The sequence below is a fragment of the Aeromonas allosaccharophila genome (assembly GCF_000819685.1).
Taxonomy (GTDB): Bacteria; Pseudomonadota; Gammaproteobacteria; order Enterobacterales; family Aeromonadaceae; genus Aeromonas; species Aeromonas allosaccharophila.
Map to the genome: position 1 here is coordinate 141502 of NZ_CDBR01000005.1, position 12309 is coordinate 153810.

Below are 12309 nucleotides of genomic sequence, written 5' to 3' on the forward strand. Positions count from 1 at the left end.
AGAGACAACATGTTTGAATTTATGGATAGCCACACTGACGAAGCCGTCATTAAAGTGATCGGTGTAGGTGGCGGCGGCGGTAACGCTGTCGAACACATGGTTCGTCAAAATATTGAGGGTGTTGAGTTCATTACCGTCAACACCGACGCCCAGGCACTGCGTAACTCCAGCGCCAACACTACCCTGCAGATCGGCGGTGGCATCACCAAGGGTCTGGGTGCCGGCGCCAATCCGGAAGTGGGTCGTGATGCGGCCATGGAAGATCGCGAAGCGCTGCGTGAGCTGCTGACCGGTTCCGACATGGTGTTCATCGCCGCCGGTATGGGCGGTGGTACCGGTACCGGTGCTGCGCCGATCGTAGCCGAAGTGGCACGCGAGATGGGCATCCTGACCGTTGCCGTGGTCACCAAGCCGTTCTCCTTTGAAGGGAAGAAGCGGATGGGCTTCGCCGCGCACGGTATCGAAGAGCTCTCCAAGAACGTCGACTCCCTGATCACCATCCCCAACGACAAGTTGCTGAAGGTGCTGGGTCGCGGTATCTCCCTGCTGGACGCCTTCAAGGCGGCCAACGATGTGCTGCTTGGCGCGGTACAGGGCATTGCCGAGCTGATCACCCGTCCGGGCTTGATCAACGTCGACTTCGCGGACGTGCGTACCGTGATGCGTGAAATGGGTACCGCCATGATGGGTACCGGTTCCGCCTCCGGTGATGACCGTGCCGAAGAAGCGGCCGAGAAAGCCATCTCCAGCCCGCTGCTGGAAGACGTGGATCTGGCCGGTGCCCGTGGCATCCTGGTCAACATCACCGCAGGCATGGACATGACCATCGAAGAGTTCGAAACCGTGGGTAACGCGGTCAAGGCCTTTGCTTCCGAGAACGCTACCGTTGTTGTTGGTACCGTAATCGACCCGGAAATGCACGACGAACTGCGTGTGACCGTGGTTGCGACCGGTATCGGTGCCGAGCGCAAGCCGGACATCACTCTGGTCAAGAGCAGCCAGGTGCAAGAGCGCCCGGTGCGTCAGCCGCTGGTCAGCGACATGATGCAAGGCCGTGTGATGGACGAAGCCCCGGCCAAGGTGGTCAACGCCGAGCCGCAAGCTCGTCGCGAACCGGATTACCTGGATATTCCGGCGTTCCTGCGCAAGCAAGCCGACTAAGGCTCTTATGGCTCTTGTTTGTTTGTTGTTCAAGGAATGTGCTAAGATGGCCTGCCAACGACCATCTGGTCCGGATTTTAAGCTGTTTAGGGTACACCCATGATTAGACAAAGAACCTTGAAAACGAGTGTACAGGCGACTGGTGTCGGCCTGCATTCGGGCCGGAAAGTCACCATGACGTTCCGTCCGGCGCCTGTGAACACAGGGATCGTTTACTTGCGTACCGACCTGAATCCTGTGGTGGAGCTGCCAGCCAATGCCGATCAGGTGCGCGATACCGTGCTCTGTACCGCTCTGGTTAACGAAGCCGGTGTCCGTGTCTCTACTATTGAGCACCTCTCTGCCGCGCTGGCCGGGATGGGGATCGACAACCTCTATGTCGAGGTTGACGCGCCCGAGATCCCGGTGATGGACGGCAGTGCGCACCCCTTTATCTACCTGCTGCAGGAAGTCGGGATCCGTGAGCAGAATGCTGCCAAGCAGTTTGTGCGGATCAAGAAGAGCATCCGGGTTGAAGACGGCGACAAGTGGGCGGAATTCCACCCCTATCGCAACGGCTTCAAGATGGATCTCGAGATCGATTTCCAGCATCCGGTGTTTGAAGGGCGCAATCAGCGTTGCGTACTGGACTTCTCCGGTGCCTCCTTCGTGAAAGAGATCAGCCGCGCCCGTACTTTCGGGTTCATGCGTGATATCGAGTACCTGCGTTCCCAGAACCTGGCGCTGGGCGGAAGCCTGGAAAACGCCGTGGTACTGGACGACTATCGGGTGCTGAACGAAGACGGTTTGCGTTATGAGGACGAGTTCGTGAAGCACAAGATGCTGGATGCGATCGGTGACCTCTATATGTGTAACCGCAGCATCATCGGTGAATTCCGTGCCTACAAGACCGGACATGCCCTGAACAACAAGCTGCTGCGTGCCTTGCTGGCCGAGCAGGAGGCTTGGGAACTGGTGACCTTCGAGGGTGAGGGCGACAAAGCGCCTATCGCTTACTACGATAACGGTCTGGTTCTGGCCTGATAGCTGTGCAACGGAACGTCGGTCCTCTCTCCGCACCGACGTTCCGTCATTTGTTTACTCCATCCTTTAATACCGATTATCTCCCGGTTTTATTTCCCGTGCAGGCTCCTGGCCGCACCTGACCGAGCAGACTTAGTTCTATGAGCATTACCCTGATCCTCCACGGCAAGCAGCGACGCAAGTTGCACCTGCCCAAACAACGTCTGGCCTGGGTCGGCGGTATTCTCTTCTCCCTGTTGGCTCTAGGTGGTGGTTGGCTCTGGCAGAGCTGGCACCAGAAAATGGAGGCGCTGGAAGTGGCGCTTGCCGTTGCCGAACAACAGTCCGTCGACCAGAGTGGCGACGAAGCCCGTGAACAGTTGGCAATGCTGGCTGCTCAGGTGGGCACCATGCAGGGCCAGCTTGGCCGTCTCAATGCCCTCGGCGAACGATTGACCGAGCAGGCAGATCTCGATCCCGACGAGTTCAATTTCAAAGAGCTGCCCCCGATGGGTGGCCCTTCTTATGATGAAGATCTGGAAGTGAGCCTCAACGAGCTGCAAGCCTCGATGAAACACCTCAGCCAGCAGCTCAGCAGCCGCGAAGAGCAGCTGTCGGTACTTGAATCTTTCATCATGAATCACCATATCACCGATGCCGGTTTTATTTCCGGCACGCCAGTCAAACAGGAGCGAGTTTGGGTCTCGTCCGGGTTTGGTGGACGGGTCGATCCGTTCAACGGGCGTGCCAAGATGCACAAAGGGGTCGATTTCCGTGGCAAACCCGGAACCCCGATTCTGGCCACCGGGCCCGGCATTGTCAGCTGGGCGGGCCGTCATCCGGAATTTGGCAATATGGTGGAGATTAATCACGGCAATGGCCTGGTCACCCGCTATGCCCACAACTCCAGGTTGCTGGTCGAGGTGGGCACCCTGGTTGATCAGGGTCAGAAGATTGCCTTGATGGGACGTACCGGTCGCGCGACCGGGGTCCATCTGCATTACGAAGTGTTGAAAGACGGTCGTCAGGTCAACCCCGCACGCTTTCTCAGTGCCAGCCGGGGTTAGGTTTTTTTCTTCAGTTCCAGTGACGGAACGCTTTTATAACCAGAAATAGTTGGTACCCATGATTAGCACACTGCTTACCAAGATTATCGGCAGCCGGAACGACAGAACGCTCAAGGCTTTGCGCAAAATTGTAAAACAGATCAATGCCATGGAGCCGCAGTTCGAGGCTCTGTCCGATGCCGAGTTGCAGGCCAAAACGGCCGAATACCGTCAGCGTATCGAGCAGGGTGAAACCCTGGAGCAGTTGCTGCCGGAAGCGTTCGCGACCGTGCGTGAAGCCTCCAAGCGGGTGTTCGGTATGCGTCACTTCGACGTGCAGCTGATCGGCGGCATGGTGCTGAACTCCAACCGCATCGCGGAAATGAAGACCGGTGAAGGTAAGACCCTGACCGCAACTCTGCCAGCTTACCTGAATGCCCTGAGTGGCCGTGGCGTGCACGTGGTAACCGTGAACGACTACCTGGCCAAGCGTGATGCGGAAGCGAACCGTCCGCTGTTTGCCTTCCTCGGCATGACCGTCGATTGCAACGTGCCCGGCATGGATGCGTCCCAGAAGCGTGACGCCTACGCCGCCGACATCACCTACGGTACCAACAACGAATTCGGTTTTGACTACCTGCGCGACAACATGGCGTTCTCGCCGGAGCAGCGCGTCCAGCGTCCGCTCAACTACGCGCTGGTGGATGAGGTGGATTCGGTGCTTATCGATGAAGCCCGTACTCCGCTGATCATCTCCGGCCCGGCCGAAGACAGCTCAGAACTCTATATTCGCGTCAACAAGCTGATCCCGCTGCTGGTCAAGCAGGACAAGGAAGACACCGAAGAGTACACCGGCGACGGTCACTACACGGTGGACGAGAAGAACCGTCAGGCACTGCTGACTGAAAACGGCCAGATCTTCGTGGAAGAGCTGCTCAAGAAAGAGGGGCTGCTGGACGAGAACGACTCGCTGTTCTCTGCCTCCAACATCAGCCTGTTGCACCACGTCAATGCGGGTCTGCGTGCTCACACCCTGTTCGAGCGCAACGTGGACTACATCGTCCAGAAGGACGAGATCGTCATTGTCGACGAGCACACCGGTCGTACCATGCCGGGTCGTCGCTGGTCCGATGGTCTGCATCAGGCTGTTGAAGCGAAGGAAGGGGTGAAGATCCAGAACGAGAACCAGACGCTGGCCTCCATCACCTTCCAGAACTACTTCCGTCTCTACAACAAGCTGGCGGGGATGACCGGTACTGCAGATACCGAAGCCTTTGAATTCCAGCAGATTTATGGCCTGGATACCGTGGTTATCCCGACCAACAAGCCGATGGTGCGCAAGGACATGGGCGATCTGGTCTACCTGACCGCCAACGAGAAGTATGCCGCTATCGTCGAAGATATCCGTGGTTGCGTTTCCCGTGGTCAGCCGGTGCTGGTGGGTACCGTCTCCATCGAGAACTCCGAGCTGCTCTCCGGCATCCTGACCAAGGAGAACATTCCGCACAAGGTACTGAACGCCAAGTTCCACGCCATGGAAGCGGAGATCGTCGCTCAGGCTGGCCAGATTGGTGCGGTCACCATCGCCACCAACATGGCCGGTCGTGGTACCGACATCGTGCTGGGCGGCAACTGGCAGGCAGAGATTGCCAAGCTGGAGAACCCGACCAGCGAGCAGATTGCCGAGCTGAAAGCCGCCTGGCAGGTGCGTCACGATGAGGTGCTGGCCGCCGGTGGTCTGCACATTATCGGTACCGAGCGTCACGAATCCCGTCGTATCGACAACCAGCTGCGCGGCCGCTCCGGTCGTCAGGGAGACCCGGGTTCCTCCCGTTTCTACCTCTCCATGGAAGATACCCTGATGCGGATCTTCGCCTCCGATCGCGTGACCGGCATGATGAAGAAGCTGGGCATGGAAGAGGGCGAAGCCATCGAGCACCCGTGGGTCACCAAGGCGATCGAAAACGCCCAGCGCAAGGTGGAAGGTCGCAACTTCGACATCCGCAAGAGCTTGCTGGAGTTTGATGACGTTGCCAACGACCAGCGCAAGGTGGTCTACGAGCAGCGCAACGAACTGCTGGATACCAACGACATCTCCGAGACCATCCACGTTATCCGTGACGACGTGTACGGCGCGGTGATCGACGAGTACATTCCGCCCCAGTCTCTGGAAGAGATGTGGGATGTGCCGGGTCTGGAAGCACGCCTGAAAGCCGACTTCGCGCTGGATCTGCCGCTGCAACAGTGGCTGGCGGAAGATGACAAGCTGTATGAAGAGAAGCTGCGCGAGCGCATTCTGGACGAAGCCACCAAGCTCTATGCCCACAAGGAAGAGCTGGTTGGCAAAGAGGTGCTGCGCAACTTCGAGAAAGCGGTGATGCTGCAAACTCTGGATGGTCTGTGGAAAGAGCATCTGGCGGCCATGGATCACCTGCGTCAGGGCATCCATCTGCGCGGTTACGCCCAGAAGAACCCCAAGCAGGAGTACAAGCGCGAATCTTTCGATCTGTTCACCCAGATGCTGGAAACCCTCAAGCGCGACGTGGTCAGCATCCTGAGCCGTGTTCAGGTCCAGGAGCGCGATGTGGAAGCGATGGAAGAGCAGCAGCGCCAGCAGGCTGAAGCCGCTCCCCGTACCTACACTCACGCCGCCGCAGAGAGCCAGCTGGCCGATGAAGAGGCCGCAGGCGAAGAGGGTCACACCACCTTCGTGCGCGATGAGCAGAAGATCGGCCGCAACGATCCCTGCCCGTGCGGCTCCGGCAAGAAGTACAAGCATTGCCACGGTCAGTTGACCTGATCGACGCAGTGCCATGACAAGGCGGGCCCGGTGCCCGCCTTGTTTTTGTCAGATAGTGGCGAAGTCACTGTGGTGGCGCCACTTGGCGAAGGGAAATCGGATATCAGGCATCATCGGCCGCTCACCCAGCCGGAGGTTGGGCGCATCGAACGGCGCGGTCATGCATAGTGTACAAAGGTAACAAGATGGAACAGAAAAAGCGGATCTGGGTGGCGGTTGGCGTCATCGAGAATGAACGGGGCGATATCTTCATCGCCAGACGCTCCTCCGATCGCCATCAGGGGGATCGCTGGGAGTTTCCTGGTGGCAAGGTGGAGTCGGGCGAGGATCTGCTCACCGCGCTGGACAGAGAGCTGTGGGAAGAGATCGGCATCCGGGTGCAGGATTGCACTCCCTTCATGGAGTTGCAGCACGACTACCCCGAGAAGCAGGTGTTGCTGGATATCTGGAAGGTGACCCGTTTCAGCGGCGAACCGTTCGGCAAGGAGGGGCAAGAGTGTCTGTGGGTGCCGGTGGCAGAGCTGCACAACTACCACTTCCCCGATGCCAATGGCCCGATTGTGGCGCGGCTACAGGGCCTGCTGGCGTGATCCGATAGCAACCAACAAGCATCAAAAAAGGGCCCGTCGGCCCTTTTTTCATATTGCAGAGGTGAGTGACCACGGGCTTATAGCCACTGATCGCCCTCTTCCGGCTCCGGCAGCAGATCCGGATTGATCTCCCCAGGAATGCGCTTCTCTTCATCGGCCCATTCGCCGAGATCGATCAGCTGGCAGCGCTTGCTGCAGAAGGGGCGAAACGGACTCTGCGGGCCCCACTCCAGCTCGGTTTGGCAAGTCGGGCATTTGACCTTGGTGACCATCAGGATGTCTCCTTAGCAGCAGGCGAGCTGGAACGTCACATCGCCAATCGGCTGTTCTGCGGTGGGCAGAAAGCGCAGGGCGAAGCGGTTCTTGTGGCCGCTCAGGGTCGGGTAGCAGAACAGATTGCCCGGCAGCTTGATGCGGATAAGCTCGGCGCTCTCGGCGGTGTCCTGGAAGAAACCGTTGCTGGCAACCTGCTCACTGAAACTGCCTGATTCGCGCCACAGGCGCAGCAACAGGGTGATGGCATTCATCAGCAGGTTGATGTCGCTCAGCCAGCCCTGCATCTGCTGGTGACGGGTGATGGCTGGAGTACCGAGCCAGTGGTGCAGCTGCGGCACATCGAAGGCACACAGGCCACCGGGGATGGAGAAGCGCTGGCGGATGGAACCGAGCAGGCGATCCTCTTTCAGGCGGGCACCCGGGCGTGGCGAATTGAGCAGGTTGCGGGAGAGCTGACTGCTCTCTTGCTGCATCTGCTTGATCTGCTCCAGATCGACATCGGGCAGGCTGGCCCAGTGGCTCAGACGCTGGCCGAGACGCTCCAGATCCTTGATGAGGTCGGCGCGCAGGTCACCACGCTCCAGCAACTCCTGCAGATCGAACAGCCCCTTGAAGAAGGCGATATGTGCCCAGGATTGTTCACTCTCCAGATTGTCGCGGATCTGGGAAAACAGGGACTCCAGACGAAGATAGGTCCGGCTTTTTTCATTGAGGGGAAAATCGTAAATCATGCCTAATCCTGGCCAGCCATAAACCGGCCTAGTGTACTCACACTTGGCGGGCTTGTTGAGAGGCAATTGCCAGATATGTCTCGTGCAGCGCCAAAATCCGCGTTTTAATCGCCATTTCGCTGCCATTGTGGTTTTCGATGACATCATCCGCCGCGGCAAGGCGCTCCAACCGGCTCGCCTGGGCGGCGATGATGGCCTTGGCCTGCTCGGCCGATACCCCATCCCGGCGGCAGGTACGCTCAATCTGGGTGGCTTCATCCACATCGATCACCAGCACCCGATTGGCGAGGCCGGTAAGTTTGTTCTCCACCAGCAGCGGCACCACCAGCAGGCAGTAAGGTGAACTGGCTGCGGCACACTGGCGCAGCATTTCGCTGCGAATCAGCGGGTGGAGCAGGGCATTGAGCCACTCTTTGGCCTGTGGGTCGCTGAAGACCCGCTCGCGCAGAGCGCGACGATCGAGTCGACCGCTCGGATCAATTACATCCGGGCCAAACTGGTCGGCGATGGCGGCAAGAGCCGGGGTGCCCGGCTCGACCACTTCGCGGGCGATCACATCGGCATCCACCACCTCGATACCCAGCGCGGCAAACTGATTGGCGATAGTGGTCTTGCCGCTGCCGATACCACCGGTGATAGCAACTACATACATGGGGGCCTCTTGCTCAAAGCAGGGTAGAGAGATACCAGCGGGTGATGGTATCGCCCCATAGCAGCGCGATCCAGCCCGCGATGGCGAGGTAGGGGCCGAAGGGGATGGGCTTGCCCTGATGGTGTTTGTGCAAGGCGATCAGGCTGATGCCGATCACCGCGCCGACCAGGGATGAGAGCAGCAAAATAATGGGCAGCGCCTGCCAACCGAGCCAGGCGCCGAGGGCTGCCAGCAGCTTGAAGTCGCCATAGCCCATCCCCTCCTTGCCAGTGAGCAGCTTGAAGGCCCAGTAGAGGCTCCAGAGCACCAGATAGCCAGCCATGGCGCCAATCACGGCATCAGCCAGCGGCACGAAACCACCTGCCAGATTGAACAGCAGCCCGCCCCACAGCAGTGGCAAGGTGAGCTGGTCTGGCAGCAACATCTTGTCGAGATCGATGAAGGTGAGGGCCACCAGTACCCAGGTCAGCAGCAGGGCGGCCAGCGTGCCCCATCCCGGTGTAATCACCATAGCAACAGCCACCGAGAGCAGGGCGGTTAGCAGTTCCACCAGCGGATAGCGGGCCGAGATCGGCGCCTGACAGTCGCGGCAACGCCCTTTGAGCCAGAGCCAGCTCAGCAGCGGGATGTTTTCGAGAGCTGTGATGGCGTGACCACAGTGAGGGCATGCGGAGCGCGGTACCATCAGGTTGTAGCGCTCTGGCGCAGTGGCCTCCTCATCGGGGGCGAAGTAGCTGCGATATTCGGCCTGCCACTCCAGCTCCAGCATGATGGGCAGGCGATGGATCACCACGTTAAGGAAACTGCCGATCATCAGGGAGAAGAGAAAAACCAGAGAGAAGTAGAGCCAGGGCAAGCCGTGAGCCAGCTCGAGAAGAAGTGTCATAACCAACCGTCAGTCATTAAATGAGGGGGAGGGCATGGTGGTGGTGCCATGCCCTGATGAATCAGCCTACCACGTCGCCAAGCTTGAAGATGGGCAGGTACATGGCAATAACCATGCCGCCGACCAGCACTCCGAGTACCACCATGATGAGGGGTTCCAGCAGGCTGGTAAGGCCATCGACCAGATCATCCACCTCCTGTTCGAAGATGGTGGCGACCTTGGAGAGCATATCATCGATGGCACCGGACTCCTCACCGATCATCACCATCTGGATCACCATGTCGGGGAAGAGATCGACGGTACGCATCGCCACGTTGATCTGCATGCCTGCCACCACCTCGTTGCGGATGGCCATGACCGCGGTGCGATAGACATAGTTGCCGGAGGCGCCAGCCGCCGAAATCAGCGCATCCACCAGCGGGATACCGGCGGAGAAGGTAGTCGACAGAGTGCGGGCAAAGCGGGCCATCGCCGCCTTGTGCAGGATCATCCCGACCACCGGAATGGTGAGGACAAACTTGTCGGTGTTGTCTCTCACCTTTTGGGAGGCCCGCCAAGCCCGCACGTAGAGGAAGATGCCAAGGGCCGTGCCACCAAAGAAGACATACCACCAGTTCTGCATAAAGCGCGAGATGCCGATGACAAACTGGGTGAACACCGGCAGTTCGGCGCCGAAGCTCTTGAAGATATCCTCGAACTGCGGAATGACGAACAGCAGCAGGATGGAGGTCACCACGATGGCCACCAGAATGACCATGGTGGGGTAGAACATCGCCTTCTTGATCTTCGACTTGAGTGCTTCCGATTTCTCCCGGTAAGTGGCGATACGATCGTAGATGGTCTCCAGCGCACCGGATTGCTCGCCAGCTTCCACCAGATCGCAGTAGAGATCGTCAAAGTAGCGGGGATGACGGCGCAGCGCCTCCGACATGGGGGTGCCGGTCTCCACATCGGCGGCAATCTGACCCATCAGTTCGCGCATGGCGGCCTTCTCGTGGCTGCGGGCGATGATCTGCAGGCTCTGCACCAGTGGCACGCCAGCGGAGAGCATGGTGGTGATCTGGCGGGAGACGATGGCGATATCCATCGGTTTGATCTTGGCGCCACCCTTGGAGAAGAGCCCCTGGGATTTCTTGGCCACCTTGGTGACGTTGACCCCCTGCTTGCGCAGTTCGGCCTTGACGGTGTTGATACTGTCGGCCTGCAGCTCGCCGGAGACCTTCTGCCCCTTGCGGTTTACCCCGTGCCAGCGGAAGGCGAAGACTTTCTTGGGGGCATTGTTCTTCTTGGTTAGGGTTGCCATCTTTGCATCCTGCAATTGGGTCGGGCGCCAGCCCTTATGACACAAACGTCCGATGACGTAGCGTTAATCCTGTTTCCCTGCGCGAATGTCCGATTACGCCATGCTAATCGAACCTACGCACCGAGTATTAGCGGCGACTGCTTCGCCACGCGAATTAGTTGGTGGTAACCCGGTTGACCTCGGCCAGACTGGTGACTCCGAGCCGGGCCTTCTCCAGCCCCGAGGTACGCAGAGTCCGCATCCCCTCTTTTTGGGCAATCGCCGCGATTTGCAGCGAGTTGGCCCCCTGCATGATCAATTTGGCGATGTTCTCCGACATCAACATGATTTCGTAAATGCCGACCCGTCCTTTGTAGCCGCCAGAACACTCCTTGCACCCGACCGGTTTGAACAGTCGCAATCCGGCAGCTAACTGCTGCGGGGTAAAACCCAGCTCCAGCAGTTCGGCTTCCGGCACCACCTCCGGCGCCTTGCAGTGGTCGCACAGTTTTCGGGCCAGCCGCTGGGCCATGATCAGGGTCACCGAGGAGGCGATGTTGAAGGCCGGCACCCCCATGTTCATCATCCGGGTCAGGGTCTCGGCGGCGGAGTTGGTGTGCAGGGTGGAGAGCACCAAGTGACCGGTCTGCGCCGCCTTGATGGCGATTTCGGCGGTTTCGAGATCGCGGATCTCACCCACCATCACCACGTCCGGGTCTTGCCGCAAGAAGGAGCGCAGGGCGCTGGCAAAGGTGAGTCCCGCCTTGGGGTTGACCTGCACCTGGTTGACGCCGGGCAGGTTGATCTCTACCGGATCTTCGGCGGTTGAGATGTTCACCTCGGTGGTATTGAGAATATTGAGGCCGGTATAGAGCGAGACGGTTTTACCCGAGCCGGTGGGGCCGGTTACCAGGATCATCCCTTGCGGCTTGGAGAGGGCACGCAGATATTGCGCCTTCTGCCGGTCATCAAAGCCGAGTTGCTCGATATTGAGCCGCGCAGCGGAGGAGTCGAGCAGACGGATCACGATCTTCTCCCCCCACATCGTGGGCAGGGTGTTGACCCGCATATCCATCGACTTGTTGCGCGACAGCTTCAGCTTGATGCGGCCATCCTGCGGCAGCCGCCGCTCGGCGATATCGAGCCGTGCCATGACCTTGAGGCGGGCGGAGAAGCGGTTGGCCAGATTGACCGGCGGGGTGGCGATCTCGTGCAGGATGCCGTCGATACGAAAGCGGACCCGATACTTGAACTCGTAGGGTTCGAAGTGCAGGTCGGAGGCGCCGCGCTTGATGGCATCCATCATGATCTTGTTGATGTACTTGACGATGGGGGCATCGTCATCGGCGGTATTGACGCTTTCATCGAGCCGGGAGTTTTCATCCGAGACTTCCAGCTCGGAGATCTCCGACTCGTCGATCTCCTCCATGCCGAGGGCGTCGTTCTCGCTCTCCAGCAGCTTGGCGATGGCGGCGGTGAGCTTGTTCTCCTCTACCAGCAGCGCCTCGGTATGGAGCCCGAAGCTGAAGCCGAAATCCTCCAGTGCCGACACATTGGTCGGATCCGACATGGCGATATAGAGGGTGTGGCCCTGGGTGTAAATGGGCAGCACGTGGTGCTTGTCGATCAGCTTTTGATTGAGGAACTTCTGCGGGATCTCGGCCAAATCGAAGGCGGCAAGATCCAGCAGAGGTACCCCATACTCCAGCTCGCAAAAATCGGCCAATGCCTTGCTGTCGAGAATGCTGTTCTCTATCAGAAAGGTCACAAAGGGTTTGCGCTGGGCCTTGGCTTGGCTCAGATAGCGCTGGGAGTCCTCTTCACTGATCAGTGAAGAGGCGGCCAGGCTTAACGCCAGGCCGCTATTAGGGCTAGAGGTCATG

The 12309-nt window shown here is 59.1% G+C and carries 11 protein-coding genes; 5 read left to right on the top strand and 6 right to left on the bottom strand.

Annotated features, from left to right (window positions below; all coding sequences use genetic code 11):
- The first annotated feature begins 9 nt into the window (after positions 1-9).
- From ftsZ to mutT, 5 genes are all read left to right on the top strand, one after another.
- The gene (ftsZ, locus tag BN1115_RS01005; protein WP_005336147.1) at positions 10-1161 is read left to right on the top strand and encodes a cell division protein FtsZ; all 1152 of its coding nucleotides are present in this window, start codon (positions 10-12) and stop codon (positions 1159-1161) included.
- 99 nt (positions 1162-1260) lie between these two features.
- Positions 1261-2184: a UDP-3-O-acyl-N-acetylglucosamine deacetylase gene (gene lpxC / locus BN1115_RS01010; protein WP_005336146.1), complete on the top strand. Its 924-nt coding sequence runs from the start codon at positions 1261-1263 to the stop codon at positions 2182-2184.
- 140 nt (positions 2185-2324) lie between these two features.
- Positions 2325-3230 carry a M23 family metallopeptidase gene (locus tag BN1115_RS01015; RefSeq protein WP_042058684.1) on the top strand — a complete coding sequence of 302 codons (906 nt, stop codon included), beginning with the start codon at positions 2325-2327 and terminating at the stop codon, positions 3228-3230.
- A 58-nt stretch (positions 3231-3288) separates the two neighbouring features.
- Positions 3289-6009 carry a preprotein translocase subunit SecA gene (secA, locus tag BN1115_RS01020; RefSeq protein WP_042655678.1) on the top strand — a complete coding sequence of 907 codons (2721 nt, stop codon included), beginning with the start codon at positions 3289-3291 and terminating at the stop codon, positions 6007-6009.
- 185 nt (positions 6010-6194) lie between these two features.
- On the top strand, positions 6195-6599 hold the full coding sequence (gene mutT, locus BN1115_RS01025) for an 8-oxo-dGTP diphosphatase MutT (RefSeq protein ID WP_042655679.1): 405 nt from the start codon (positions 6195-6197) through the stop codon (positions 6597-6599).
- A 77-nt stretch (positions 6600-6676) separates the two neighbouring features.
- Here the strand turns inward: mutT and yacG are convergent, their stop codons facing one another.
- The 6 genes from yacG to tapB all read right to left on the bottom strand — a co-directional run bounded on the left by yacG (position 6677) and on the right by tapB (position 12308).
- Positions 6677-6871: a DNA gyrase inhibitor YacG gene (gene yacG / locus BN1115_RS01030; RefSeq protein ID WP_033138127.1), complete on the bottom strand. Its 195-nt coding sequence runs from the start codon at positions 6869-6871 to the stop codon at positions 6677-6679.
- A 12-nt stretch (positions 6872-6883) separates the two neighbouring features.
- Positions 6884-7606, bottom strand: coding sequence for a cell division protein ZapD (gene zapD, locus BN1115_RS01035; RefSeq protein WP_042058692.1), 723 nt, complete (start codon positions 7604-7606; stop codon positions 6884-6886).
- 37 nt (positions 7607-7643) lie between these two features.
- Entirely contained in the window at positions 7644-8258 is a 615-nt protein-coding gene (gene coaE, locus BN1115_RS01040; protein ID WP_042655680.1) for a dephospho-CoA kinase, read from the bottom strand.
- A gap of 13 nt (positions 8259-8271) precedes the next feature.
- A complete protein-coding gene (locus BN1115_RS01045; RefSeq protein ID WP_042655681.1) occupies positions 8272-9144 on the bottom strand; it encodes a prepilin peptidase in 873 nt (290 codons plus the stop codon).
- Between the two features lie 61 nt (positions 9145-9205).
- Positions 9206-10447: a type II secretion system F family protein gene (locus BN1115_RS01050; protein ID WP_042655682.1), complete on the bottom strand. Its 1242-nt coding sequence runs from the start codon at positions 10445-10447 to the stop codon at positions 9206-9208.
- Between the two features lie 154 nt (positions 10448-10601).
- On the bottom strand, positions 10602-12308 hold the full coding sequence (gene tapB, locus BN1115_RS01055) for a PilB family type IVa pilus assembly ATPase TapB (RefSeq protein ID WP_042655683.1): 1707 nt from the start codon (positions 12306-12308) through the stop codon (positions 10602-10604).
- Position 12309: the final 1 nt, after the last annotated feature.

What these genes read in the sequence shown, in the direction of transcription:
- ftsZ (WP_005336147.1), top strand. Translation starts at nt 10, where the DNA reads ATGTTTGAATTTATGGATAGCCACACTGACGAAGCCGTCATTAAAGTG.
- lpxC (WP_005336146.1), top strand. Translation starts at nt 1,261, where the DNA reads ATGATTAGACAAAGAACCTTGAAAACGAGTGTACAGGCGACTGGTGTC.
- BN1115_RS01015 (WP_042058684.1), top strand. Translation starts at nt 2,325, where the DNA reads ATGAGCATTACCCTGATCCTCCACGGCAAGCAGCGACGCAAGTTGCAC.
- secA (WP_042655678.1), top strand. Translation starts at nt 3,289, where the DNA reads ATGATTAGCACACTGCTTACCAAGATTATCGGCAGCCGGAACGACAGA.
- mutT (WP_042655679.1), top strand. Translation starts at nt 6,195, where the DNA reads ATGGAACAGAAAAAGCGGATCTGGGTGGCGGTTGGCGTCATCGAGAAT.
- yacG (WP_033138127.1), bottom strand. Translation starts at nt 6,871, where the DNA reads ATGGTCACCAAGGTCAAATGCCCGACTTGCCAAACCGAGCTGGAGTGG.
- zapD (WP_042058692.1), bottom strand. Translation starts at nt 7,606, where the DNA reads ATGATTTACGATTTTCCCCTCAATGAAAAAAGCCGGACCTATCTTCGT.
- coaE (WP_042655680.1), bottom strand. Translation starts at nt 8,258, where the DNA reads ATGTATGTAGTTGCTATCACCGGTGGTATCGGCAGCGGCAAGACCACT.
- BN1115_RS01045 (WP_042655681.1), bottom strand. Translation starts at nt 9,144, where the DNA reads ATGACACTTCTTCTCGAGCTGGCTCACGGCTTGCCCTGGCTCTACTTC.
- BN1115_RS01050 (WP_042655682.1), bottom strand. Translation starts at nt 10,447, where the DNA reads ATGGCAACCCTAACCAAGAAGAACAATGCCCCCAAGAAAGTCTTCGCC.
- tapB (WP_042655683.1), bottom strand. Translation starts at nt 12,308, where the DNA reads ATGACCTCTAGCCCTAATAGCGGCCTGGCGTTAAGCCTGGCCGCCTCT.